Source organism: Bradyrhizobium sp. RD5-C2 (assembly GCF_019972155.1).
Lineage (GTDB): Bacteria > Pseudomonadota > Alphaproteobacteria > Rhizobiales > Xanthobacteraceae > Bradyrhizobium.
The window spans coordinates 148,956-172,515 of the sequence record NZ_BOVL01000013.1 but is presented as its reverse complement, the minus strand read 5'-3'; the positions used below and the strand labels follow the sequence as shown (position 1 = coordinate 172,515).

At 64.8% G+C, this 23,560-nt stretch carries 20 protein-coding genes; 12 read left to right on the top strand and 8 right to left on the bottom strand.

Translation table 11 applies throughout. The features are described from left to right. The first annotated feature begins 321 nt into the window (after nucleotides 1-321). The gene (gene serA / locus BraRD5C2_RS17535; protein WP_223969983.1) at nucleotides 322-1,575 is read left to right on the top strand and encodes a phosphoglycerate dehydrogenase; all 1,254 of its coding nucleotides are present in this window, start codon (nucleotides 322-324) and stop codon (nucleotides 1,573-1,575) included. Nucleotides 1,576-1,584: 9 nt separating this feature from the next. On the opposite strand, the gene BraRD5C2_RS17530 is transcribed toward serA, so the two are convergent. Next, the gene (locus tag BraRD5C2_RS17530) at nucleotides 1,585-3,024 is read right to left on the bottom strand and encodes a helix-turn-helix domain-containing protein (protein ID WP_223969981.1); all 1,440 of its coding nucleotides are present in this window, start codon (nucleotides 3,022-3,024) and stop codon (nucleotides 1,585-1,587) included. A 144-nt stretch (nucleotides 3,025-3,168) separates the two neighbouring features. On the opposite strand from BraRD5C2_RS17530, the gene BraRD5C2_RS17525 reads away from it, so the two are divergent. Both BraRD5C2_RS17525 and BraRD5C2_RS17520 read left to right on the top strand, forming a co-directional pair. Next, a complete protein-coding gene (locus BraRD5C2_RS17525) occupies nucleotides 3,169-4,797 on the top strand; it encodes an isocitrate lyase (RefSeq protein ID WP_223969979.1) in 1,629 nt (542 codons plus the stop codon). A gap of 225 nt (nucleotides 4,798-5,022) precedes the next feature. Next, a complete protein-coding gene (locus BraRD5C2_RS17520; protein ID WP_223969977.1) occupies nucleotides 5,023-5,550 on the top strand; it encodes a DUF4269 domain-containing protein in 528 nt (175 codons plus the stop codon). 9 nt (nucleotides 5,551-5,559) lie between these two features. Here the strand turns inward: BraRD5C2_RS17520 and BraRD5C2_RS17515 are convergent, their stop codons facing one another. The 7 genes from BraRD5C2_RS17515 to BraRD5C2_RS17485 form a co-directional block, all read right to left on the bottom strand. Then, on the bottom strand, nucleotides 5,560-6,777 hold the full coding sequence (locus BraRD5C2_RS17515) for a PepSY-associated TM helix domain-containing protein (RefSeq protein ID WP_223969975.1): 1,218 nt from the start codon (nucleotides 6,775-6,777) through the stop codon (nucleotides 5,560-5,562). Beyond that, entirely contained in the window at nucleotides 6,770-7,795 is a 1,026-nt protein-coding gene (locus tag BraRD5C2_RS17510; RefSeq protein WP_223969973.1) for an extracellular solute-binding protein, read from the bottom strand. The genes BraRD5C2_RS17515 and BraRD5C2_RS17510 overlap by 8 nt, the downstream gene beginning before the upstream one ends. 1 nt (nucleotide 7,796) lies before the next feature. Continuing rightward, nucleotides 7,797-10,127 carry a TonB-dependent siderophore receptor gene (locus BraRD5C2_RS17505; protein ID WP_374708015.1) on the bottom strand — a complete coding sequence of 777 codons (2,331 nt, stop codon included), beginning with the start codon at nucleotides 10,125-10,127 and terminating at the stop codon, nucleotides 7,797-7,799. A 280-nt stretch (nucleotides 10,128-10,407) separates the two neighbouring features. After that, nucleotides 10,408-10,641 (bottom strand): hypothetical protein, encoded by a 234-nt coding sequence (locus BraRD5C2_RS17500; protein ID WP_223969971.1) that lies wholly within the window; start codon nucleotides 10,639-10,641, stop codon nucleotides 10,408-10,410. A gap of 211 nt (nucleotides 10,642-10,852) precedes the next feature. Further along, the gene (locus tag BraRD5C2_RS17495) at nucleotides 10,853-11,779 is read right to left on the bottom strand and encodes an acyl-CoA thioesterase (protein ID WP_223969969.1); all 927 of its coding nucleotides are present in this window, start codon (nucleotides 11,777-11,779) and stop codon (nucleotides 10,853-10,855) included. Nucleotides 11,780-11,784: 5 nt separating this feature from the next. Continuing rightward, complete coding sequence (locus tag BraRD5C2_RS17490; RefSeq protein WP_223969967.1) at nucleotides 11,785-12,900, bottom strand: Rv3169 family protein; 1,116 nt, start codon at nucleotides 12,898-12,900, stop codon at nucleotides 11,785-11,787. A gap of 54 nt (nucleotides 12,901-12,954) precedes the next feature. Next, nucleotides 12,955-14,178: an ABC transporter substrate-binding protein gene (locus tag BraRD5C2_RS17485; protein WP_223969965.1), complete on the bottom strand. Its 1,224-nt coding sequence runs from the start codon at nucleotides 14,176-14,178 to the stop codon at nucleotides 12,955-12,957. A gap of 202 nt (nucleotides 14,179-14,380) precedes the next feature. Here BraRD5C2_RS17485 and BraRD5C2_RS17480 point away from each other — a divergent pair, with 202 nt between their 5' ends. The 9 genes from BraRD5C2_RS17480 (at nucleotide 14,381) to BraRD5C2_RS17440 (ending at nucleotide 23,129) form a co-directional block, all read left to right on the top strand. Next, nucleotides 14,381-15,934, top strand: coding sequence for an acyl-CoA synthetase (locus BraRD5C2_RS17480; protein ID WP_223969964.1), 1,554 nt, complete (start codon nucleotides 14,381-14,383; stop codon nucleotides 15,932-15,934). After that, nucleotides 15,934-16,992, top strand: a complete 1,059-nt coding sequence (locus tag BraRD5C2_RS17475; protein WP_223969963.1) for a phosphotransferase family protein — start codon at nucleotides 15,934-15,936, stop codon at nucleotides 16,990-16,992. Before BraRD5C2_RS17480 ends, BraRD5C2_RS17475 begins: the two co-directional genes overlap by 1 nt. Next, complete coding sequence (locus BraRD5C2_RS17470) at nucleotides 16,989-17,498, top strand: hypothetical protein (protein WP_223969962.1); 510 nt, start codon at nucleotides 16,989-16,991, stop codon at nucleotides 17,496-17,498. Before BraRD5C2_RS17475 ends, BraRD5C2_RS17470 begins: the two co-directional genes overlap by 4 nt. Before the next feature lie 188 nt (nucleotides 17,499-17,686). Beyond that, on the top strand, nucleotides 17,687-18,946 hold the full coding sequence (locus tag BraRD5C2_RS17465; protein ID WP_223969961.1) for a Rieske 2Fe-2S domain-containing protein: 1,260 nt from the start codon (nucleotides 17,687-17,689) through the stop codon (nucleotides 18,944-18,946). After that, nucleotides 18,946-19,443, top strand: coding sequence for an aromatic-ring-hydroxylating dioxygenase subunit beta (locus BraRD5C2_RS17460; RefSeq protein WP_157340290.1), 498 nt, complete (start codon nucleotides 18,946-18,948; stop codon nucleotides 19,441-19,443). The genes BraRD5C2_RS17465 and BraRD5C2_RS17460 overlap by 1 nt, the downstream gene beginning before the upstream one ends. 13 nt (nucleotides 19,444-19,456) lie before the next feature. Beyond that, entirely contained in the window at nucleotides 19,457-20,251 is a 795-nt protein-coding gene (locus BraRD5C2_RS17455; protein WP_223969960.1) for an enoyl-CoA hydratase/isomerase family protein, read from the top strand. 1 nt (nucleotide 20,252) lies between these two features. Beyond that, nucleotides 20,253-21,002: an SDR family NAD(P)-dependent oxidoreductase gene (locus tag BraRD5C2_RS17450; RefSeq protein WP_223969959.1), complete on the top strand. Its 750-nt coding sequence runs from the start codon at nucleotides 20,253-20,255 to the stop codon at nucleotides 21,000-21,002. Nucleotide 21,003: 1 nt separating this feature from the next. After that, on the top strand, nucleotides 21,004-21,939 hold the full coding sequence (locus BraRD5C2_RS17445; protein WP_223969958.1) for an alpha/beta hydrolase: 936 nt from the start codon (nucleotides 21,004-21,006) through the stop codon (nucleotides 21,937-21,939). Next, complete coding sequence (locus BraRD5C2_RS17440; protein WP_223969956.1) at nucleotides 21,936-23,129, top strand: acyl-CoA dehydrogenase family protein; 1,194 nt, start codon at nucleotides 21,936-21,938, stop codon at nucleotides 23,127-23,129. Before BraRD5C2_RS17445 ends, BraRD5C2_RS17440 begins: the two co-directional genes overlap by 4 nt. Nucleotides 23,130-23,560: the final 431 nt, after the last annotated feature.

The window sequence follows — 23,560 nt, the reverse complement described above, 5'->3', positions numbered from 1 at the left end:
GCGCCGGAACCGGGGAAGTGAGGCAGCGCTCTGGATATAACCCTCGGCGCCGAGTTTGACTGACCTGCAGCCGGTGAGCCAGAGCGGGCGTTTGAACGCCTTGGGAGGCGCTACAGGGGCTTTACCGGCGAATTGGCAGGACATTTGGCTGAATCGGTTCCTGCTCCTGCATCTGGGCGCGCCGATCGAGCGGGCTTCATCGGAAATCGCAGGACGTGCCGCCGATGGCGGCTTCTGATGCGATTGTTTTCCATGTTATCACCTGATCCGTCGAAACTGCGTTCGTGCATGACTTGCCCGAACCCACGAGCCCGGATCCTGATGATGCTGTCGCTGCCCAAGACCAAAATACGCGTGCTGCTGCTGGAGGGCGTGAATGATTCTGCAGTCCGGATGTTCGAGGCGAACGGCTATACCGAGTTGCAACGTCTGCCCAAGGCGCTGGGGCCCAAAGAGCTCAAGCAAGCGCTGTCGGGTATCCATATGCTGGGAATTCGGTCGCGGACCCAGCTGACTGCGGAAATCCTCGAGGCCGCCGACCGATTGCTCGTTGTCGGCTGCTTTTCGGTCGGCACCAATCAGGTGGATCTCGACGCCGCGCGAAAGCTCGGAATCCCCGTGTTCAATGCGCCATACTCCAACACCCGCAGCGTGGCGGAGCTGACCATCGCCGAGATCGTCATGCTGTTCCGCCGGATCTTTCCGCGTTCCGTCTCCGCACATGCCGGCGGCTGGGACAAGTCCGCCGAAGGCAGCCGTGAGGTGCGCGGTAAGACGCTCGGCATCGTCGGCTACGGCAACATCGGCTCGCAGCTGTCGAACCTCGCGGAAGCCATGGGTATGCGCGTGATCTATTTCGATCAGACCGACAAGCTCCGCCACGGCAATACCGAGCCTGCCGAGTCGCTTGACGCGTTGCTCGCAGCGAGCGACGTCGTCTCGCTGCATGTGCCGGAGACGCCGACCACCGCCAACATGATCGGCGCAGCCCAGCTCCAGCTGATGAAGCCCGAGGCCTATCTGATCAACAACTCGCGCGGCACCGTGGTCGATCTCGATGCGCTGGCGAGCGCGCTGCGTGAGGAGCGGCTGGCGGGTGCCGCAGTCGACGTGTTCCCGGTCGAACCGGTGTCGAACGAGGCACGCTTTGTCTCGCCGCTGCAGGGCCTGCCCAACGTCATCCTCACGCCGCATGTCGGCGGTTCGACGGAAGAGGCGCAGGATCGCATCGGCGGCGAAGTTGCGCGCAAGCTGATTGATTATTCCGATGTCGGGTCGACCTTCGGCGCGGTGAATTTTCCGCAGGTGCAATTGCCGGCGCGACCGACCGGCACCCGTTTCATCCATGTTCACCGCAACGTTCCGGGCGTCATGCGTCAGGTCAACGACGCGGTTTCCCGGCACGGGATCAACATCCTGGCGCAATATCTCCAGACTGATCCGCAAGTCGGCTATGTCGTGCTCGAGACCGACGTTGTCGGCGGCGAGGGCGAGGGACTGCTGGCCGATTTGAAAGACATCGACGGCACGATCCGCGTGCGGGTGCTGTATGACGCGAACCGGCCGCAGGGGTGATCGGCGGCGTCAATCCGCCGAGAAGCCGAACGGAACGCTCGAGGTTCTGAAATCGTCGGGAAGAATCTCGCGTCCGATCGGCGGCGCCGACCGCGCCGCGCATCTCGGGCGATGGCAGACCCGGCATGCGACGCCGATCGGGGTCGGCTCATCCGCGTTCGGCCCCTGTCCGTCGCGCGTGTAGATCAGCTGGCCTGCATGCTCGGCGGCGCAGCCGATCGCGATCGCCCGCTCGACGCGGATGGCACCGAACGCGCCGCCGCCGGCGGTCACGGTGCGGGCGATCGAGAAGAACTGCTGGCCGTCGGGCAATTCCAGCCATTGCGTGACGATCTGGCGTGGCGTCTTGAAGATGTCGTGGACCGACCATAGCGGACACGCGCCGCCGTGCTTTGCAAACGGGAAGCCGGCGCCATCGAGCAGCTTGGAAATGTTACCGGCCGGATCGACGCGGATCAGGAAGAACGGCACCTTCTCGAGGCCCGGCCGCTGCAACGTCGTCACGCGGTGCGCGATCTGCTCGAAGCTGGTGCCGAACTGGCGTGCCAGCGCCTCCAGATCGTAACGCCGCGTCTCGACCGCTTTCGCAAACACCGAATACGGCATGATGAGCGCGGCCGCGGCATAGGCCGCGAGTGCGCGGCGGGCCAGCAACTCGGCGCTCTTGCTGGTGAACTTGCCGTCTTCCACCGCCGCGCCGATCTCGCCTTCCAGTTCCAGATAGGCGAGTTGCTTGGCCAGCTGGAAATTGAGGCCCGCGGTATCGAGCGAGTCCTCGAGCAGCAATTGTCGGCGATGGAGATCCAGTCGCCGGACCGAACCAAGCATGACGTTGGGCGGCAGATAGCGGACCTGGAGCTTGTGACGCTCGCGAAGCCGCTCGATGAATCCGGCTGGTCCGGCCGGTTCGTGGACGAGACGCTCGGCCGCATCGTCGAGGTTAGCGAAATTGTTGCGGCGCGCGGCGAGAAATCGCCTGACTTCCGCGACGGGATCGTTGGCGTCAAAGTTCTCCTGACCGAGGTGCGACCCGCCGCCCACCAGGTCCGGAGCCCTCCGCTCCGCAAGCGCCAGCTGTTCCTCGCGATAGGCGGTGTAGAGGCGCAGGAACGCTTCGGTCATTCCGGGATAGCTGACCGCGAGGTCGCTGACCTCGAGCGCGGGGATGTCGATGTCGGCAAACATTGGCTCCTTCAAGACCGACTGCATGCGCGCGGTGTGATCGGCGCCGCCGTCGCCGGCGAGATCGGCCAGATCGATCTTGTAGGTACGGGCAAGCCGAAGCAGCATGTCCGCCGTCACCGGCCGTTGATTGCGTTCCAGCAGCGCGACATAGGGGGCGGAGATTTCGAGATCGGCCGCCATGTCGGCCTGGGTCAGCCCGAGATCGCGCCGCAGCCGCCGCAGCCGCGGGCCCATGAAAACGGAACGGGCGCTTGAGGTTACCATCGCCTCATCCAAGGTTTGTAAGATTCTTACAACAATACATCGGTTTCTTGTAAGTTATGACAAGTTTTCCACGCCAGGTCTAGCTCCCGGTGAGGCTGGGCTTACAAAGAGACCAGTTATTTCGTCACCGAAGGGATCACGGACATGAACTTCCAACCGCGCGGGATCAGCATCCAGGGGCCGGCTTCGTATCAGAGCGAGCTCGAGGCGGCCGAGGCGCTGCTCAAGACCAAGGACACCTGGAACGGCGTCACCGCCGAAGCCGTGGCGCGCATGCGCCTGCAGAACCGCTTCAAGACCGGTCTGGATGTCGCCCGCTACACGGCTGCGCTGATGCGCGCCGACATGGCCGCCTATGACGCCGACAGCACCAAGTACACCCAGTCGCTCGGTTGCTGGCACGGCTTCATCGCGCAGCAGAAGCTGATCTCGGTCAAGAAGCACTTCGGCAATACCGATCGCCGTTACCTCTATTTGTCCGGCTGGATGATTGCGGCGCTGCGCTCCGAATTCGGCCCGCTGCCCGACCAGTCGATGCACGAGAAGACCTCGGTGCCGGCCCTGATCGAAGAGCTTTACACCTTCCTGCGCCAGGCGGATTCCCGTGAGCTCAATGATACCTTCCGCGCGCTCGATGCGGCGCGCAAGGAAGGCGACAAGGCCAAGGAGAAGGCGTTGATCGAGAAGATCGACAACTTCCAGACCCACGTCGTGCCTGTTATCGCCGACATCGACGCCGGCTTCGGCAACGCCGAGGCGACCTACCTGCTCGCCAAGAAGATGATCGAGGCGGGCGCCTGCGCCCTGCAGATCGAGAACCAGGTCTCCGACGAGAAGCAGTGCGGCCACCAGGACGGCAAGGTCACCGTGCCGCACGAGGTCTTCATCGCGAAGATCCGCGCTTGCCGCCACGCGTTCCTCGAGCTCGGCGTCGAAGACGGCATCATCGTGACCCGTACCGACTCGCTCGGCGCCGGCCTAACGCAGCAGATCGCCGTGAGCCACAAGCCCGGCGACCTCGGCGATCAGTACAACAGCTTCCTCGACTGCGAGGAAGTGACGGCTGCCAATGCGCGCAACGGCGACGTCATCATCAACCAGAACGGCAAGATGATGCGTCCGAAGCGGCTGCCCAGCAATCTCTACCAGTTCCGTCCCGGCACCGGTGCGGATCGCTGCGTGCTCGACTGCATCACCTCGCTGCAGAACGGCGCTGACCTGCTGTGGATCGAGACCGAGAAGCCGCATATCGAGCAGATCGCCTCGATGGTCGATCGCATCCGCAAGGTCATTCCGAACGCGAAGCTGGCCTACAACAACTCGCCGTCGTTCAACTGGACGCTCAACTTCCGTTGGCAGGTCTACGACGCGATGAAGGAAGCCGGCAAGGATGTCAGCAAGTACAACCGCGCCGAACTGATGAAGGTGGAATACGACGGCACGCCGCTGGCGATCGAGGCCGACGAGCGTATCCGTACCTTCCAGGCGGATTCGGCCAAGCGCGCCGGCATCTTCCACCATCTGATCACGCTGCCGACCTATCACACGGCTGCGCTGTCGACCGACAATCTCGCGAAGGAGTATTTCGGCGAGCAAGGCATGCTTGGCTACGTCAAGAACGTGCAGCGCGCGGAGATCCGTCAGGGCATCGCCTGTGCGAAGCATCAGAACATGGCGGGCTCCGACATCGGCGACGATCACAAGGAGTACTTCGCCGGTGAGGCTGCCCTCAAGGCGGGCGGCGCCCACAACACGATGAACCAGTTCGGCTAATCGATCGAACGATCAAAGCGACTATCGGCTGGACAGGCGGGATTGCGAGGCAGTCCCGCCTGTCTGCTCGTTTGGCGGGGCGATTTCGACCACGGTGACGGGGTCGAAATCGCCCCGTAGCGCTTACAAGACCGCTTCCGTCAGGCTTCGCCCGGCTTGTCGAGGTTCCCTCATTCCGCGCGAGCGTGGTATTGCTTCGCCGCGATCTCGAGGGCACGCCACGCGATGACTATCGGGCACTATGCATCCGCCGTCACCAGCTCCGCCGTGATGGAGCTGCTCAGGCCGTTCGATCCCCATATCGTCGGAACGCTGCCGCTAGGCCTTGCCGTGTCGGGCAGGGACGTCGATATCGTCTGTCATGCGCTGGATCCGAACGCGTTCGCGGACATCGTTTGGTCCCACTATCAATCGGCCGATGATTTCGTGCTCTACCGATGGACCTCGGGGACGCGGCCGGCGATTGCCCGCTTTGTGTGGGATGGCTGGCCGTTCGAACTGTTCGGCGATCAGCTTCCCGTGCGCCAGCAGCGGGGCTGGATCCATTTCGAGGTGGAGCGGCGGCTGCTCGCGCTTGATGACGGACGGCTGCGGCGAGCCGTCAGCGAATTGCGGGCAGATGGTCTCAAGACCGAGCCGGCGTTCGCCGCCGCGCTCGGGATACCGGGCGATCCCTATCCTGGGCTGCTCGAGCTTGCGGCCGAAACGGACGCCGCGTTGCGCGCCCGGCTTGCGGCGTGCGGCCTCGGCTGATCGCGAGGTTCATTCGCCTGGAACGAGGTGGCCCATCGGCGGGCGCGCGAGGCGCCGGTGCCTGCGGCGCGACAGATAGAGCAGCAGGCCGGTCACGGCGAACAGCGGCATCATCGCGGCGGCCAGCATGAAGGCGAGCTTGCCGGGCCACCCCAGGATGGCGCCGCGATGGATGTCGAGCACCCCGGCAAGAACGCGCTCGCCGAACGTCTTGTCGGCGTAGCGATCCGACGAGATGACGCGTCCGGTGACGGCGTCGATACGGAATTCGTCGCGCACGCTCTCAAGCGAGGAATCCCGCGACCATGACCGCACGCGCACCACCGTGCCCGCGCCGGCCGGCAGGGTCAGCAGGACCCGCCCGTAATCGTTATTCTCCTGCTGCAGGAACGCGGTCCAGACCCGATCGAAGGCGAGCGGCTTTGCGTCGGCCTTCGCTTCGGCTTTGGCTTCGCCCTTTTCCGCGGCGGCCGCCGCGCCCCGTGGTGGCTTGTTGGGCTGCACCGCCGCATCCGTGGCCTCCGGCCGCGCCAGGAGCCAGTTGGCGCCGGCCTTGTACCATTCGAACGAGTACCACAGGCCGGTCAGCGTCATCACCAGATAGACCGGCAGCACCCAGGTGCCGATCACAGCGTGCAGCGAGCGGTGCAGGCCGCGCCCGCGCAAGCCCAGATTTGGCTTCAGCCACATCTTCACGCTGCGCGCGCGATGCGGCCAGCGCAGGACGAGGCCTGATATCAGCATCACGATCAGGCAGATCGCGGCCGCCCCGGTGATCTTGCGGCCGATGCCGTTGCCGTCGCCGGGCAACAGCAGCCAGCGATGCAGCTTGCGGACAGTCGCGAAGAAGTCCTCGCCGCGCGGCGAGCCGAGCGCATGTCCGCTATAGGGATCGACATAGACCGAGGACGGCCGCGTGCCGCCTTCGCTGCGGGCGAAGCGGATCCGTGCCGCGGCCGACGGGTCGCTTGCCATCGTCACGGACGAGACTTTGCCCAGGTCACTGTCAGCCTGAAGCCGCGCCACCAATTCGTCGGGCGTCAGCCGCCGCGTCGCACTGGCGTCGACGCGCATGATGTGGCTGTTCAGGGTGGCCTCGATCTCGTCCTCGAAGGCCATCGTCGCGCCGGTGAGGCCGACCACGGCCCACAGCAGCGCCAGCGCCAGGCCGGCGAGGGAATGGATCTGCAGCAGCGCGGCCTTGATCGGGCGGCGGACATCATTCATCGAATCCGGCCTTTCGGATCAGTGCGATTGCGGCCGCTTGATGTGCGGCGATCTCGTCGATCGGGAGGGCATCGGCGGCGAACGATCCGATTTCTTCCACGATCGGCGCCCGCTTTGCGGTCGCCAGCACGGGGTGTTCCAGCTCGGCGGTGGAGAAGATCGTCTGGGCCTCGGGTGTGACGAGGAATTCGAGGAACGCGCGTGCCGCGGCCGGGTGCGGTGCGTGCCGGGCGATCGCCGCGCCCGTCAGATTGACGTGACTGCCGCCGTCCGCGAACGCAGTCGGCACCGCCTTCACGGCGTCTGCCCATATGCGAAAGTCATTGCCCTCGCGGCCGTCACGGAGTTGCGCGAGCGCGACCGTGTTGCCGATCCCGATGCCGCAGCGCCCCTCCGCGATCTCGCGGACCACGTCATTGTCCTTGCCGGCCGGCTTGCGGGCGAGGTTGGCCTTCAGCCCGACGAGCCAGGACTGCGTCGCATCTGTTCCGTGATGCGCAAGATAGGCAGCGATCAGCGCGACATTGTTCTGGTGCGCGGCTGGTCGCATGCACAATTTGCCGCGCCATCTGGGATCGGCGAGCTCTTCATAGGTGATCGCGGCGAGAGGATCGTCCTTGCGTGCGAACACCGCGCGCGGACGGATGGCGAGCGCAATCCATTGACCGTTGCTGCCGCGCAGGTTCGCCGGCACCGCCTGGTCAAGCGCCGGCGATGCAGTCGTCTGCGTCAGCCCGCGCGCGGCAAGCTGGGTCGTCTTGTCGAGGCCGATGGTGAGCAGGACATCCGCCGGCGAATTGTCGCCCTCGGATGTCAGGCGCTTGACCAAGCTGTCCTCGACGAAGACGGTGTTGACCTTGGTGCCGGTCGCCGCCGTGAACGCCGCGACGACAGGCTCGATCAGATTGGCTTCGCGGGTCGAGTAGAGCGTGAGTTCGTCGGCGCGGACCGGGGCGCAGGCGCACGTGAGCGCGGCCAGGACGGCCAGCAGTCCGATCGCTGTCCGTGCCGTAGCCATGCTAGAATTTCACCGTCGCCGAGAGCGAGAAGCGCCGTGCGTCGCCCATCGCCACGGCCAGATTGCTGACAGCAGAGGGATAGTAGACGGTGTCGAACAGGTTCTTGACGTTGAACTGGTAGATCACCGGGAACGTCTGGACCTTGGTCTCGTAGGTCGCAAAGACATCAGCGACGGCGTAGGCCGGCAGCACGAAGCTGTTCGCGGCGTCGCCGGGCCGGTCGCCGACATAGCGCGCGCCGCCGCCGAGACGGAGCCGGCCGGGCAGGGTGGTCCCGAAATCATAGACCAAATAGAGCGAGGCGGTGTTGAGCGCGACGTTCTGCAGTGCCTTGCCGGCGAGCGTCGGATCTTCGGTGACGCGCGCATCGGTATAGCCATAGCTGCCGATCATGCTCCAATTGTCGGTCAGCCGGCCGGTGACGTCGAGTTCGACGCCGCGCGAGCGCACCTTGCCGGCGGTGCGATACTCGACGATGCTTGTCGCAGGGTTGAGCTGCGAGACCAGCACGTTCTTCTTGTCGATGTCGTAAAGCGCAAGCGTGCCGGAGATCCGCTTGTTGAAGTCGAACTTGACGCCGGTCTCCCACTGGGTGCCCTCTTCCGGGGCGATGTTGGAGCCGATCACGACGCCGCCGGTGAGCGCTGCAATGGTCGAGGTCGGCTTCAGCGACTGGGTGTAGCTCGCATAGAGCGAGACCTCGTCGGTGAGCTTGAGGATGGCGCCGCCCAGCGGCAGTGCCTTGTCGCCCGAGACGTTGGTGTTGGTGATGAAGGGCCGTCCCTTGCCCGCGATCTGGTCGTATTCCATGTAGCGCACGCCGCCGACCAGCGCGAAGCGCCCGGTTAGATGCAGCGTGTCCTGGAAGAACAGCGACCACTGGCCGAGCTTGTCGGTCTGGGCGCTGTCGGCGGCGGACACCGTGGTGCCCGGCGTGATCAGACCATAGACCGGATTATAGAAGTTGAAGCTCGGGGTCGCTTGCCGGATCAGATTGTCGCGGTAGATCGTGCGGTACTGGCCGTCGCCGCCGAACAGCACCTCGTTGCGGAAACCGCCGAGCCAGACGTTGCCCTGCAGATAGGAGGTGCCGTAGCTCGAATTGCTGAGTGAACCCTGCGTGCCGTCATTGCTGCGAGTCTCTGCGCCGGTCTTGGTGTTGATGCCGGTGATGCGGAGCTGGTTGGCGCTGAATGTCTCGGTGTTGTAGCTGTAGGCCGCGAACAGCTTCCAGTCCTGGTTCAGCCGATGCTCGACCGAGGCCTGCATCAGGTCCGAATTGCCCCACATGTTGTTGAAGGGCTCGTCGAGCCTGCGCGTCGCGGGGATCGCCAGAGGTGCCTTGGTCACGGAATCGAACGCGGTGCCGCGGTCGAACGGCGTGATGAACTCGCGGTGCTCGTAATTGAGCTGGACGGTGGTGTTGTCGCCGTACCAGGCCAGCGACGGCGCGACCAGCATTTCGCGATGACGCCCGAAATTGCGCCAATAGTCCTCGCTCACGCCGTAACCGATGAAGCGATAGGCGAGGCCGCCATTGCCGATCGGGCCGGTGATGTCGACGGTGCCGTCGGCGCCGCTCTTGTTGTTGGCGTAGGTCGAGCCGAGCAGGGCGACCGATCCGTGCTGGTAGAGTTCGGGGCGCTTGCTGATCGTGTTGACGATGCCGCCGGGATCCATGATGCCGTAGAGCAGCGACGCCGGGCCCTTCAGCACTTCGACGCTCTCGACCGCAGCGTTGAGGCTGCGGCCCTGCACCAGCGGCATGCCGTTGCGCATGATCGAGCCGTCGCGGTTGTCGCCGAAGCCGCGGCGCATCACCGCATCCTGGGTGCCGGCCAGCGTGTTGGCCTGGGTGACGCCGCTGACGTTGGCGAGCGCGTCGTCGAGATTGCGCGGCAACTGGTCCTTCAGCACCTGCTCTGGCACGACGTTGACCGTTTGCGCGGTGTCGAGCGGCGAGGCGCCGCTGCGCAGGGTGGTCGAGCTCGGCATCGCGCGATAGTGCAGCTTGGCCTCGTTCGACACGGCGGCGGCAGCGGCCGCGCGCTCCGATGGTGTCGGTGGCTCCGGTTGTGCATTCCGGCTGCGCTGCCGTGCCGCGGCGGCCGATTGCGTTCGCTGTGCCGGCTTCGCCGCAGCGGCGGGCTTGCGCTTCTGCGTCGGTTGCTCGACCGTGACCGGCGGCAAAGGGACGCTCGATTGAGCGCTTGCCGGCGTCACCGCGGAGGAGACGTCGGCGAAGAGGAATGCTGCGCCGATCAGCAGATGGGTGCGGCCCTTGTCGGCAGCATTTCCACGGTCGCCGACATTCCGGCCATCAGCATTCACAGGCACTCTTGCATTTCCGATTCACGCGAACTCATTCACGCCGCGCCTCTAGCAGTCGGCGCGCGCGAAAAGAACCGGAGCAGACTTGAATCCCTCTAACCGGGTTGGATTTGAATCGTTCTAGGACGCAACGAGGCTCGCGTGTGTGCGCGAGCCCCTCATCTCATGACTTGATGTGCCGTTAGCGCGTCAAATGGTCGCGCGATCCTGGTCTGAAGTGAGCGGTCGTTATCCTGTCACGCCTCAAGCGTAGGATCGCTCGTGTAGGGCGCGATGCGCCTCACGACATCGCCAGGCTGACGGGCGCCGTGCCGACCATCCCCGTGCTCACGCCGTCGCGTGCCATCGTTTCGATCGCGTTCCAGTTCTCGCGGAAGATTCGGGCCGCCTCGTTGGCGCTTTCCGCCTGGATCGTCAGACTGCACGCGCGTCTCGCGCCATTGCTGGCAAGCTGGAAGTAGAGAACATATCCGGACGGTTCCGCGCTCCGTGCGCCCGACGGTGCCTGCTGCATGGTGGTTTTCCCCAATCGTGTTTTTGTTGCGCCATCCGCAGGCAGGATTGGACCGAGATGCGGCACAGTCGTGGTTCAAAATGCGCAATCTGCACGATTGCGCATTTTGTCCGGCGGTGTTGCCGGGATTCAACAGGTCATGGAACCGGTGATCAACAGCGGCTGCAACTCAGCCGCGATCACGGCGCCGTCTCAACTGTTGCAGCGTGACCTACGCATCGCCATCCGGATGTACCATCAGGGTTTCCTGGATCGAGGTCGCAAGCATCGACCCATCGCGGTCATGGACGCGGGCGATCGACAGCCCGCGGCCGCCATCGGCGCAGGGGCTCTCGGTTTCGACATGCATCCAGGCGTCGGGCGAAAATGCACGATGAAACCAGATGCAATGGTTGAGGCTCGACAGATAGAGCGGCGCGCGCGCCTGCAAGTCGCGGAGATGGCCTCCGACGCTGGAGAAATTGAGCCACCAATCCGAGAGATAGGCGAACACCGCGGCCTGGGCGCGGGAACCGGCGGCGAGTGGCTGCCGACATCTGATCCAGAAGCGCAGGCGCGGCTCTGCCGTCGCAGCCGAGAGCTGACGTTCGATCTCGGGGATGCGGAAATCCATGCTGGGCTTGATCTGCTGCGAATAAGGACCGAGCGGTCGCAACTGCGCCATCAGTGCGTCGGGGATCATGGTCAGATCGGGCAGGCTTTCGGGATCTTCTGATCGTGTAAACGGCACTGTGTGCCGCGGGCCCGGCTGAGCAGCGCAGAACGTGGCCTGTGCGCTCAGCACGGTGCGTCCGTCGCCCTGGCTGCCGACGATATGGCGGGAGGAGAACCGCTTGCCGTCCTGCAGCACCTCGGCCTCGAAGGTGATGCGGCGGTCGGGATCGGCTCCGCGCAGGAACAAGAGCTGCAGCATCGCCGCTGGGCGGTCTTCGGGCGCGCTGAGCGTTGCGGCCATCATGGCCTGGCCGAGGATCTGGCCGCCATAGGATCGGCCATTGAGATTGCCGTCGCCGAAGCGGCTGCGATAGCGCAGCGGTACGATCGTCTCGAGCGAGACCAGCGCCTCGGCCGCCTTGTTGTCCCACGGATCGCACGCGGCGGCGTGCCCTTCCGCGACGCGCTTGCCTTGCCCGTCCATCCCGGTCACATCGCCGGGAATTTCTGCGGTCCCGGATAAAGCGGATAGCCGGTGGCGACGCCGTATTCGCTGATGCCGAATCCGGTCTCGTTGCCGCTCTCGAGCCGGACGACGTGGTCCGACAGCGTGCGTGCGACGGCGCGTGTCGCGGCGTCGTCGAGATTCCAAACGTCGTGCGCGGCATGATTCTCGCCGCGGTCGTCGCCATGGGTCCAGCCTTGCAGGCCGCCATACATGCCGGCCTTCAGATAAAACCGGATCGGCAACCCACGCATTCTGACATGGCGCGGTTCGCCGCGCTCGAAGACGAAGGTGAAGTCGGCCACCGCGATGGTCTGGCCGAGCGGATCGTCGGCCCATTCGATCTTGTGTTCGACCGAGGTCACCTCGCGATGCGAAACCGATCCGTCGGCTTCGCGCCGGAACTCGGTGCCCGAGAGGTAATGCGGCTTGCCGGGCGTGCGCTCCTTGATGAAGACCGACAGCGCCGACGTCTCGAACTGGAACATCGACCAGGTCCAGAAGAAATTGCGATGGGTTGCAACCGGCGGCCTGGTCTCGTCGGTGCGCATCTCCGATCGTAGGCCCCAGGAGCGGTCGCGCTGTCCCCACCATAGTTCGGGCGCGATGTCGTAGCGCTTGCCGTCGGCGACGATCCAGCCGCGCCAACGGCCGAATTGCGAGACGCGCGCGAGGTCCTCCTCGACGACGCCGTTGCGCTCGCGAAAATTCTGCTTCTCCTGCGCCGCCGGAAAGCTCGCCTTGAACTCGAGCTGAAAGCTGATTCCGGACGGATTGTCGGCGAGCGACAGCCGATGCAGGCTGTTGCCCTCGACGATCTCGATCCTGAGCCCGCCGACCTCCGTCTCGAGCGGACGGGTCCCGAGCCGGCGCGAGGCACGGAAATTGTGCTGGCGGCGGCCGATCGTGATGCCGGCGAATCCGTCCATCACGTTGCGGTTCGGGTAATAGCCGAGCCCGATGTCGATCAGCAGTTCGCTGCCATCGATCGGATGCGCGGTGTACCAGTAGCGCTCGGTGAACCTTGCATCGCCGCCGCCGGCATTGGCGAACGGCTGCGGCGTCTGGTGTCCGATGAGATCGTCCTGGGCTGTCAGCATTGTTCTTGTCCTTATGTTTGAGCCGGTTCGGTCGGTCGGATGGGTGGTGCGGGATCAGTCCTTGGCCAGGCCCGCGCCCACGATGTCGCCGAACAGCACCCAGGTCTTGCCGTCGAAGCGGGCGAAGCGGCGTTCGGTGATGGCCGCGTAGTCCTGCGGCATGGTCTGGATGGTGATGCCCGGGAGCAGCATCGGCAGCTCGATGCCGCTGAGGTTGGTGGCCTGCTTCAGTACGTTCTCCCGCGTGAGGTTGTCGCCGCAACGCTGCAGGATGATCGCGCCGAGCTGGGCCGTGGTGTAGCCGGTCACCGCGATCACGTCGTTCGGGTCCATCCCCGGCATGTATTTCGCGGCGAAGGCGAGATAGTCGGTCATGCCCTTGTCATTGGCCCAGGCTGGATCGTTCGGCGTTTTGTAGGAGGTCGTGGTCAGGATGCCGGTCGAAGCCTCGATCCCCGCCGGCACCAACACGCCGGCGATCGAATTCGCGGTCGAGCCGAGGAAGATCAGCGGCTTCCAGCCGAGCTCGTGGATCTTGCGGATCGCCATCGAGGCGAATTTGTTCTGCGCGGCGATCAGGATGGTGTCGGCGCCGGACGCCTTCAAATTCACGATCTGCGAGTCGATCGTCGGCTCGGTCGACTGATACATCGCCTCCTTGACGATCATCGTGTCGGCTTTCGCGCCCAACCCTTCCTTCAGGCCAAGGACAAAATCCTTGCCGATGTCGTCGGCCTGCAGCAGCACGCCGATTTTGGCATCCGGCTTCTCGCGCAGCACGTAGCGGGCGATGATCCGGGACTCGTTGACGTAGGTCGGCGAGTAGGGCGTCGTCCAGGGGAACTGCTTGGGATCGTTCCAGCGGGTGCCGCCGCTCTGCACGAGAAGTTGCGGGACGGCGTTGCTGTTGAGATATTTCTGGATCGCGGCGTTGGTCGGCGTGCCGAACGGCGCCATGATCGCGAGCACCTTGTCGTTTTCGACCAGCGCGCGCGTCACCTCGACGGTCTTTGGCGGGCTATAGGCGTCGTCGCGGGTTACGAAGTTGATGTGGCGGCCGTTGATGCCGCCTTTTTCGTTCAGCATTGTGAAATAGGCGAGCATGGTCTTCGGGAAGCTCGCATAGATCGACGCCGGTCCGCTGTAGGGCGCATTGGCGCCGAGCAGGATCTCGGTGTCGCTGACCCCGGGACCATAGGCCTTCTGCGCGTTCGCTGTTCCGAGCGCGCCGGTGAGCGCGAGCGCCCACACGGCAAGCGTTGTGATTGGCTTCCGCATCTTCCCCTCCCATGACGTCCTCTTTTGCGAGGCTCGTTGATCCCTGCGGCGGTGCCTTCAAGGGCTTTACCTGTCGCGTTGGCTGTGTAATAATAGACCGTCTGTCCGGATTATCAACTAAAATATCCAGGCGGCGTATCGGCTTCACGCATGACGGAAACATCCGCAAGCGTGCGCGGCCGCATGGCGGCGAGGAGGAAACATGAAGCTGACGCAGGCACTCATCTCGGCGGTGCAGTTGCGCAAGGATGCGCCCGGCACCATCCATGCGGGACGGTCGCGAAGCTGGAAGGAGATCGGCCATCGCGTTGCCTGCGCCGCGGGCGGGCTGCGGCGGCTCGGCGTCGAGGCCGGCGATCGCGTTGCGATTCTTGCGCACAACAGCGACCTCTATATCGAGGCGCTCTATGCGATCGCCTGGGCCGGTGCGGTCGCAGTGCCGCTCAATACCCGCTGGGCGGTGGCTGAGAATGCCTACGCGATCGACGATTCCACGCCAAAGCTGTTGCTGGTCGACAAGGCCTTTGCCGAGATCGCATCAGGCCTGCGCGGTGCGAAATCACTTACCGCGATGGTCTATCTGGACGAGGGACGGGTCCCCGACGGCATGCAGGGCTATGACGAGCTCGTTGCGCACGCGCCGGTCGAGGATGCATCCGGCGCCTACAACGATCTCGCAGGCATCTTCTACACCGGCGGCACCACCGGCTTCCCCAAGGGGGTGATGCTGTCGCATGCCAACATCATCTATGAATCGCTGGTCTGGATCTATGCGCTCCGGTTCCGCGAAGACACGAGGTATCTGCACTCCGCCGGCATGTTTCATCTGGCCGGCACCTCACCGATGATCGCGCTGACGTTGGTCGGCGGCACTCACGTCACCATCCCGAAATTCGAGCCCGAGCTCGCAATGCGGACCATCGCCGAGCACAAAGTGGACTACTGCCTGTTCGTGCCGACCATGCTCAACATGATGCTCAATCATCCGTCCTTCGGGACATATGATCTGAGCAGCGTCAGGGATTGCGAGTATGGCGCGTCTCCGATGCCGGATGCGCTGCTGGTCAGGCTGATGCGGGTGCTGCCGAGCTGGCGCTTTCACCAGGGCTACGGCATGACCGAGAGCGCGGCGCTGGCGACCATCCTGCCCTGGGAATATCACGCGCTGGAAGGTCCGCTGGCGGCGAAGCGCAAATCGGCAGGGCGGGCGGCGCCGGGCGTCGAAATCCGCATCGTCGACGCGGCAGGCGCGGAGGTGCCGCGCGGCACGGTCGGCGAGATCGCGATCCGCGGCGCCGGCGTGATGCTCGGATACTGGCGCAAGCCCGAGGAGAGCGCGCGCGTGTTGCGCAACGGCTGGCTGCACACCGGCGACGGCGCCTGGATGGACGAGGACGGCTTTGTCTATATCGTCGACCGACTAAAGGACATGATCGTCTCCGGCGGCGAGAACGTCTATTCCGGCGAGGTGGAGAACGCCATCTTCCAGCACGAGCAAGTCAGGGAATGCGCCGTCATTGCTGTGCCCGATCCGCAATGGGGCGAGGCGGTGCATGCGATCGTCGTGCCGAAGGACGGTGCGCGGCTCGATTCCGACATGGTGATCGCGCATTGCCGCACCCTGATCGCCGGCTACAAATGCCCGCGCTCGGTCGACATCCGCCTCGAGCCGCTGCCGCTGACTGGCTCCGGCAAGATCATGAAGTCGGCGCTACGCGAGGAGAAGTGGCAGGGCTATACGAGGTCGGTCAATTGATGCAGGACGTTGCCAAACGACCCGATGATGTGCCGGAGCCCGTTCGCCCGGCCGTGGTGAGCGACGACGCGGTGCGGACGGCGCTCGCGCAGCATCTGTCGCGGATATCCGGCAGCCGGACCGAGATCGCGAGTTTCGGCCGCAAATCGTCAGGATTCTCCTGGATCACCTATGCTTTCGTGGCGCGCTCTGCGGCTGAAGGGGACCGCAAGCTAATCCTGCGCGTCGGTCCGCCGAACGGGCTGTTTGCGCCTTACTCGGTGCTGCCGCAGGTCTATGCATTGCAGTCGCTGGCCGGCTCCGGTGTGCCGGTCCCGGCGCTGGTGTCATCAGAACAGCATGGTGCCGGGATCGGCTTTCCCTTCTTCATCTGCGAGCACGTCGAGGGCGACGTTCCCGCACCCTGGGCGGCGAGCGAACTTGATCCGGACCATAAGCGCACGATCGCCCGGCAGTTCGTCGAGATCCTGGCATCGCTGCACCGGATCGACCCAGGCGCAACCGCATTCGCATCGCTGCAACAGGGCAGCCAACGCGCCGAAGTCTGCGCGATCGCCGGCTGGCGCGCGTCGCTGGCACGCCCGACCGCGCGCTACTATCCGCTGCTCGATTGGGGCGGACGCTGGCTTGAGGACAACTGCCCGCAACCGCCGTGCCGCACCATCGTGCATGGCGACTACCGGATCGGGAATTTCATCGAGTACAACGGGCGGATTGCTGCGATCCTCGATTGGGAGCTCACTCATTTGGGCGATCCCCATGAAGATCTGGCCTGGGCAATGATGCCGACTTTCAATGCCAGGAGCCGCAAGCTCTATGGCGTGCTCGAGCGCGCGGAAGTGATAGATCTCTATCAGCGCGCCTCCGGCATTGCGGTCTCGGACAAGAGCCTCGCCTTCTACGAGGCCTATGCGCTGTATCAGGCGGCGGCGATCCAGATGTGCGCGGTGCGCGCCTTTGAGGTCGATCGCTTCAACGATATGCGGCTTGCGGTGATGGCAAGCCAGATGCCCTCGATCGTGCGTGCGTTCGAGCGCGCATTGGAGGCCGCGGCATGAGTGCATCCTTCGAGCGGCTGGTCGACGGCATCATCGATGCCCTGCAAAGCCATGTCGTGCCCAACAGCAATGACGATTTCGTCCGCGGGCAGGTGTTCTCCGCGATCTACGCACTGAACGGGTTGAAGCTCGCCGCCGACTGGAAGGCTGGGCCGTTGCTGGAGCAGGTGCGCTTGCAGGACGATACTTTTGCTGCGGTCAAACGACTGGCCGATGGAATAACGCATCCGGAGATTCCAGCGATGCCGCGCCTCCCGAGCGACTTGTCCGACGCTGCCGCGATCGAGGCGTTGCGCGACGATGGCGACCGGCGGCTGGGGCAGCTTCTGCTCTGGGCGAGCGGCGCGGACGCGCGCGCAGCCAATCGCGATCTCGCGACCGGGATCGAGCAGCTGCTGCGGCGGTCGATCTGCGACCAGCTCAAGATCGAGCTCGCGACGACGCCGAAGTCGATGTTGCAGCAGATCGCAGGCGGCGAACGCGATGGCGGCGCGGCGCAGGGCTGAGGCAGTCACGCAGCGATCCACCGGGGATTGCATCGTTGCACGCCGCTCCGGAACTGAGCCGCGGTGTTTGCAAAGAAGCTTGCCGGCCGACGGCGCACGTGTTATCCATTGACCGAACGGTCGTTCGGATTATTATTGGCGGCCGGTGAAGGCATCCGCGGCAAGCGGCCGGCGAGGGAGACGGAGCGATGAACATGATGACCGGCGTCTCGCCATGGGAGCGGCTGATCCGGCCCGACCGGGTGCACGGATCGCTCTACACCGACCCTGAGATCTTCGAGGCCGAACTCAAGAACATCTGGTACCGGACCTGGGTCTATGTCGGGCACGAGAGCGAGGTCCCGAACGCCAACGACTACGTCGTCAAGTCGATCGGTCCGCAATCCGTGATCATGACGCGCGACGAGCAGGGCAAGGTCAATCTGTTGCTCAACCGCTGCTCGCACCGCGGCAATCAGGTCTGTTCCTTTGAGCGCGGCAATGCGCGCTCGTTCACCTGTCCGTTCCACTCCTGGACCTTCGCCAATGACGGCCGCCTGGTCGGCTACGCCTTCCCGGACGGCTACGAGGGGCAGGACAAGTCGCAGCTCGCGCTCGGGCGGGTGACGCGCGTCGAGTCCTATCGCGGCTTCGTGTTCGGCTCGTTCGCGGCCGACGGCCTGACCTTGAAGGAACATCTCGGCGGCGCCGCGGAGACCATCGATCGGCTGGTGCGCGCTTCGCCCGAGGGCGAGGTCGAGATCACCGCGGGTTTCCTCAAGCATCGCGTCAAGGCGAACTGGAAGTTCATCCTGGAGAACGAGTGCGACGGCTATCATCCGGCTTTCGTGCACACCTCGATCTTCGGCGTCGCCGACAGCATGATCGGCAAGCTCTATGGCGGCGCCTCGACCGCGCTGACCCGCGATTACGGCAACGGCCACACCGAGATCGACCTGCGGCCCGAGTTCCGCAAGCGCGATGCGCCGATGAGCTGGTTCGGCACCAGCGAGGAACGGTTGCCCGACTACACCGCGCGCATGAAGGCCGCCTATGGCGACACCGCGGCGCGCGAGATCATGATCGACGGCACGCCGCATGTGATGATCTTTCCGAACCTGTTCATTGCCGAGATCCAGATGTTCGTGATCCAGCCGCTCGGCGTCGACGACAGCGTGCAGCACGTCACCGCGCTGCAATTCAAGGGCGCGCCCGATCTGAACCGGAGGCTGCGCCAGCAGACCATGGGCTCGGTCGGCCCGGCCGGCTTCCTGCTGGCGGATGATTCCGAGATGTATGAGCGCTGCCACCGCGGCGTGCTGGCGCGCAATCCGGAATGGATCTTCCTCGGCCGCGGCGAGAAGCGCCAGCGGCAGGATGAGCTCGGCTTCACGGTCGGCCACGTCACCGACGAGGTGCCGTCGCGCGGCATCTGGACCCATTATCGCAAGCTGATGGAGCCGGCCTGATGCTGTCGCGCGAGAGCAGCGCCACGTTGATGAGCGCCATCACCGCCTTCCTCTATCGCGAGGCGCGGTTGCAGGACGAGCATCAATACGAGGCCTGGGAAAAGCTCTGGACCGACGACGGCGTCTACTGGGTGCCGGCGAACGGCGCCGACATCGATCCGGAGCGGCAGATGTCGATCATCTACGACAACCGCTCGCGCATCGCGCTGCGGGTCCGGCAGCTGATGACCGGCAAGCACTTTACCCAGACGCCGCAGTCGAACCTGCGCCGGCTGATCTCCAACATCGAGTTGATGGACGAGCAGCCGGACGACGGCGACATCGCGGTCGCCAGCAACAGCCTGATTTTCGAGTCGAGCCTGCGCGACGACACGCTGTGGGCAGCGCGCAATGAATACCGGCTGCGCCATGTCGATGGTGAATTGCGGATGGCCAGCAAGAAGGTCATCCTCGTCAACAACGACAAGGCGATCTACACGCTCTCGTTCCTCGTTTAGGGAAGGTCTCGCCATGATCGACAAGGGCCCCGTCCTGCTCGACATCACCGACGGCATCGCGCGGTTGCGGCTCAACCGCCCCGATGCTGCTAACGGCATGAGCGCCGAGCTCCTGAGCGCGCTATGCGACGCCATCATGGTCTGCCACGGCCATCCGGATCTGCGCGTCGTGCTGCTGAGCGGCGAGGGCACGAACTTTTGCGCCGGCGGCGATGTCCGCGCCTTTGCCTCCAAGGGCGAGAAGCTGCCCGACTATATCCGCCAGGCCACCGCGTATCTGCAGAATGCGGTGACTGGATTGCTGCGGCTGGAGGCGCCGGTCATCGCCTCGGTGCAGGGCTTCGCGGCGGGTGGCGGCGGTTTTGGCCTGGTCTGCGCCTCCGATATCGTGATCGCGGCGGAATCGGCCAAATTCCTCGGCGGTGCGACGCGGGTGGCGATGGCGCCGGATGCCGGCGTCTCGGTCACGCTGTCGCGGCTCGTCGGTCTGCGGCGGGCGATGTCGATCCTGCTGACCAACCCGGTGATCCCGGCGGCCGAAGCGTTGCAGATGGGCATCGTCACCAAGGTCGTGCCCGATGCCGAGCTTGCCGATGCATCGCTCGCGCTGGCGCGGGAGCTCGCGGCTGGTGCGCCGAAGGCGCTGGCGGCGACCAAGCGGCTGGTCTGGGCCGGCACCGGCACCAGCATCGAGCAGTGCCTGTCGGAGGAGGCGCGCACCGTTGCCGAACTTTCCGGCATGGCCGACGCGCGCGAAGGGCTCGCTGCCGTGATCGAGCGGCGCAAGCCTGTCTTCACGGGGCGCTGACGTGGCGACCTTGCCATTCGGACGTCTCGATGGCCGACGTGCCTTCGTTTCCGGCGGCGCGCGCGGCATCGGGGCTGCGATCGTGCGCGGCTTCGCTGGGGCGGGCGCAAGGGTCGTGATCGCCGATCTCGACGTGGCGGCAGCTTCCGAACTTGCGCGGGAGACCGGCGCCGGCGTCGCCGGGCTCGATGTCTGCGATGCAACCGCCGTACAGGCGGTGATCGCGCAGGACGGCCCGTTCGACGTCGTCGTCAACAATGCCGGCGTCGATCAGCACGCCTTCTTCACCGACACCAATGCGGAGGATTGGGCCCGGCTGATCGCGGTCAATCTCATCTCGGTGCTCGCCTGTACGCACGCCGCGTTGCCGGCGATGCAGGCGGCGCGGTTCGGCCGCATCATCAATGTCACGTCGGAGGCCGCACGGCTTGGCTCCAAGGGTGGCGCGGTCTATTCCGCGGCCAAGGGCGGCGTGATCTCCTTCACCAGGAGCATCGCGCGCGAAAATGCACGCTTTCGCATCACTGCGAATGCGATCGCGCCGGGACCGATCCGCACGCCGATGCTGGAGCAGGCGGTGGCAAAGGGCGGCGACAAGATCCTGCAGGCGATGACCGGCGCGACGCTGCTCGGCCGGCTCGGCGAGCCGGAGGAGGTTGCGGCCGCCGCGCTGTTCCTGGCCTCCGACCAGGCCGCCTACATCACCGGCGAGACGCTCGGCGTGTCCGGCGGCATGGGCATCGGCGGCTGAGATGGCCAGCACAGGCGACGATATCGCTATCACGCCGGTCGATCGCGCCATCGAGCGCCTGCGTGCGATCTATCGCGGCTGGACCCGCAACACATCGGTGACGCAGATGCGCAGCGATTGGGATGCAGCCTTTGCCGGCTGCTCGGTGCCAGTAATGATTGAGCCGGTCTCAGCCGGTGGTGTCGACGGTAAATGGCTCGTGCCATCCGGCGCACCGCGCGACAAGGCGGTGCTCTATTTTCACGGCGGCGGCTTTCGCATCGGCTCGGTCGCCTCGCATCGCGACCTTGCCGCGCGGATCGCAGATGCATCCGGCTGTCGCGTGCTTTCGGTCAATTATCGCCTTGCGCCGGAGTACCGGTTTCCGGCGGCGCTCGATGATGCGCTGGCGGCCTATCAATATTTACGCGATCAGGGACTGCGTCCTGCCCATATAGCCTTCACAGGGGACTCTGCCGGCGGCAATCTCGTGCTCGCTGCGATGCTCGCGGCGAAAGATCGCGGCCTGCCGCTTCCCGCCGCCGGCGCGCTGATGTCACCCTGGACCGATCTCACCGCGAGCGGCGCAAGCTACGAGAGCCGGGCCGAGGCGGACCCGATCCACCAGCGCGCGATGATCCTGGCGCTCGCCAAGAACTATCTCGGCAAGGACGGTGATCCCCGCGATCCGCTGGCCTCGCCGCTCTATGCCGATCTCAGTCGGCTGCCGCCGCTCCTAGTGCAGGTCGGCGACCGCGAAACCGTGCGCGATGACTCGACGGAGCTGGTCGCAAAGGCGAAAGTGGCCGGCGCCGACGTCGAACTGCAGGTCTGGGACGGCATGATCCACGTCTTCCAGATGTTCCCCGAGATTCCGCAGGCGCAAGAGGCGATCGCATCTCTCGCAGTTTTTCTGCGCAACCATCTTCACATCGGCCATGAGAGGGCGCCACAATGAACGTCATGACCTCGGATCCGCGCCAGCTCTCTGAGACCGCATTCCATTTTCCGGAGCCGCCCAATCTGCCTGAGGAACTGCGCATGCTGCGCGAGCAGGTTCGCCGCTTCGTCGAGAAGGAAGTGGTGCCGCATGCCGAGGCGTGGGAGCGCGACGGCAAGATCCCGCGCGAGATCTACCGCCGCATGGGCGCGCTCGGCTTCCTTGGCATGCGCCACGCAGCCGACTATGGCGGCACCGACATGGGGCCGCTGGCCTCGATGGTGTTCGCCGAGGAGCTCGGCCGCTCGAGCTTCGGCGGCTTCACCTCGTCGATCCTGGTTCATACCGACATGTCGGCGGTGCACATCAGCCTGCGCGGTACGCCGGAGCAGAAGCAGAAATATCTTCCTGCGATTGTCCGCGGCGAGACGGTCTGTTCGATCGCGGTGACCGAGCCCGATGCCGGATCCGATGTCGCAGGCCTCAAGACGCGCGCGCGGCGCGACGGCGATCATTGGGTGATCAACGGGGCAAAGATGTTCATCACCAATGCAGTCTATGGCGATCTCCTGATCGTCGCCGCGCGCACCGACCCGCACGCCAAGGGCAGCCGCGGCATCTCGCTGTTCATCGTCGAGCGCAACACGCCGGGCATCACGGTAACCAAGCTCGACAAGCACGGCTGGCTCTGCTCGGACACCGCCGAGATTTCGTTCCAGGACGTGCGCGTGCCGGCGGAAAATCTGCTCGGCGAGGAGAACAAGGGTTTCTATGGCATCATGGAGACCTTCCAGAACGAGCGCATCTGCATCGGCGGCATCTGCGCCGGCGAGTCCGCCAAGGCGATCGAGCTGACGACGAACTATGTGAAGACGCGGCAGGCATTCGGCGGGCCGCTGTGGAACCAGCAGGGCGTACGGTTGAAGCTCGCCCAGCTCGCCGCGAAGGCGGCCGCCGCGCGGGCGCTGTCCTATCAAGCCGCGGAGCTTGCGGCGGCCGGGCAGGACTGTTTGCGCGAAGTCTCTATGGTGAAGGCGCTGTCGCCGGAGGTGCTGCACGAGGTCGTGCATGGCTGCTTGCAACTGCACGGCGGCTCAGGCTTCATGCGCGGCACCCCGATCGAACGTATGGTGCGCGACGCCCGCGTGCTGACGATCGGCGGCGGCGCCACCGAGGTGATGCTGGAAGAGGTGGCGAAGCGGATGTGAGGGGCGCCGGCGCGACCTCTATCGCATCTCCCGCCGAGTGCCGGTTTCGCTATAGCCCAAATCCGAGCAAACTACCGCGTTGTCGGTTTAATTCACCGGGTCCTTATGGAGGGCCGCTGCGATCTTCTCGAGGATAGCATTCGTTCGCTGGGTTTCCGCGACCTGTTGCTCGCAAAGCTCGATGGCTGTGAGCCCAGAGGCGGAGCGTTGGCGATTCAAGCGAACAATCAGAATATATGCGCCGATGAGCATGACGAACGGCCACCACGAGAGCAAAACCGATATCCAATCGCCATGCATTTGAACGTCTCCACCTTGCGGCCGTGCGGCGCTTCAGGAATGCCGTCCAAATGTTAACAAACGAACCTTCGCACAACGATAAATGTATGAAGTTTATGCACCGTTACGTTGCGTGCAGTCGGAGCAAATGC

Coding starts and splice junctions, on each gene's coding strand:
- BraRD5C2_RS17530 (WP_223969981.1), bottom strand. CDS start 3,024: ATGGTAACCTCAAGCGCCCGTTCCGTTTTCATGGGCCCGCGGCTGCGG.
- BraRD5C2_RS17490 (WP_223969967.1), bottom strand. CDS start 12,900: ATGCTGACAGCCCAGGACGATCTCATCGGACACCAGACGCCGCAGCCG.
- BraRD5C2_RS17470 (WP_223969962.1), top strand. CDS start 16,989: ATGAGTGCATCCTTCGAGCGGCTGGTCGACGGCATCATCGATGCCCTG.
- BraRD5C2_RS17465 (WP_223969961.1), top strand. CDS start 17,687: ATGAACATGATGACCGGCGTCTCGCCATGGGAGCGGCTGATCCGGCCC.
- BraRD5C2_RS17485 (WP_223969965.1), bottom strand. CDS start 14,178: ATGCGGAAGCCAATCACAACGCTTGCCGTGTGGGCGCTCGCGCTCACC.
- BraRD5C2_RS17460 (WP_157340290.1), top strand. CDS start 18,946: ATGCTGTCGCGCGAGAGCAGCGCCACGTTGATGAGCGCCATCACCGCC.
- BraRD5C2_RS17515 (WP_223969975.1), bottom strand. CDS start 6,777: ATGAATGATGTCCGCCGCCCGATCAAGGCCGCGCTGCTGCAGATCCAT.
- BraRD5C2_RS17445 (WP_223969958.1), top strand. CDS start 21,004: ATGGCCAGCACAGGCGACGATATCGCTATCACGCCGGTCGATCGCGCC.
- serA (WP_223969983.1), top strand. CDS start 322: ATGATGCTGTCGCTGCCCAAGACCAAAATACGCGTGCTGCTGCTGGAG.
- BraRD5C2_RS17440 (WP_223969956.1), top strand. CDS start 21,936: ATGAACGTCATGACCTCGGATCCGCGCCAGCTCTCTGAGACCGCATTC.
- BraRD5C2_RS17500 (WP_223969971.1), bottom strand. CDS start 10,641: ATGCAGCAGGCACCGTCGGGCGCACGGAGCGCGGAACCGTCCGGATAT.
- BraRD5C2_RS17455 (WP_223969960.1), top strand. CDS start 19,457: ATGATCGACAAGGGCCCCGTCCTGCTCGACATCACCGACGGCATCGCG.
- BraRD5C2_RS17495 (WP_223969969.1), bottom strand. CDS start 11,779: ATGGACGGGCAAGGCAAGCGCGTCGCGGAAGGGCACGCCGCCGCGTGC.
- BraRD5C2_RS17525 (WP_223969979.1), top strand. CDS start 3,169: ATGAACTTCCAACCGCGCGGGATCAGCATCCAGGGGCCGGCTTCGTAT.
- BraRD5C2_RS17475 (WP_223969963.1), top strand. CDS start 15,934: ATGCAGGACGTTGCCAAACGACCCGATGATGTGCCGGAGCCCGTTCGC.
- BraRD5C2_RS17510 (WP_223969973.1), bottom strand. CDS start 7,795: ATGGCTACGGCACGGACAGCGATCGGACTGCTGGCCGTCCTGGCCGCG.
- BraRD5C2_RS17520 (WP_223969977.1), top strand. CDS start 5,023: ATGACTATCGGGCACTATGCATCCGCCGTCACCAGCTCCGCCGTGATG.
- BraRD5C2_RS17480 (WP_223969964.1), top strand. CDS start 14,381: ATGAAGCTGACGCAGGCACTCATCTCGGCGGTGCAGTTGCGCAAGGAT.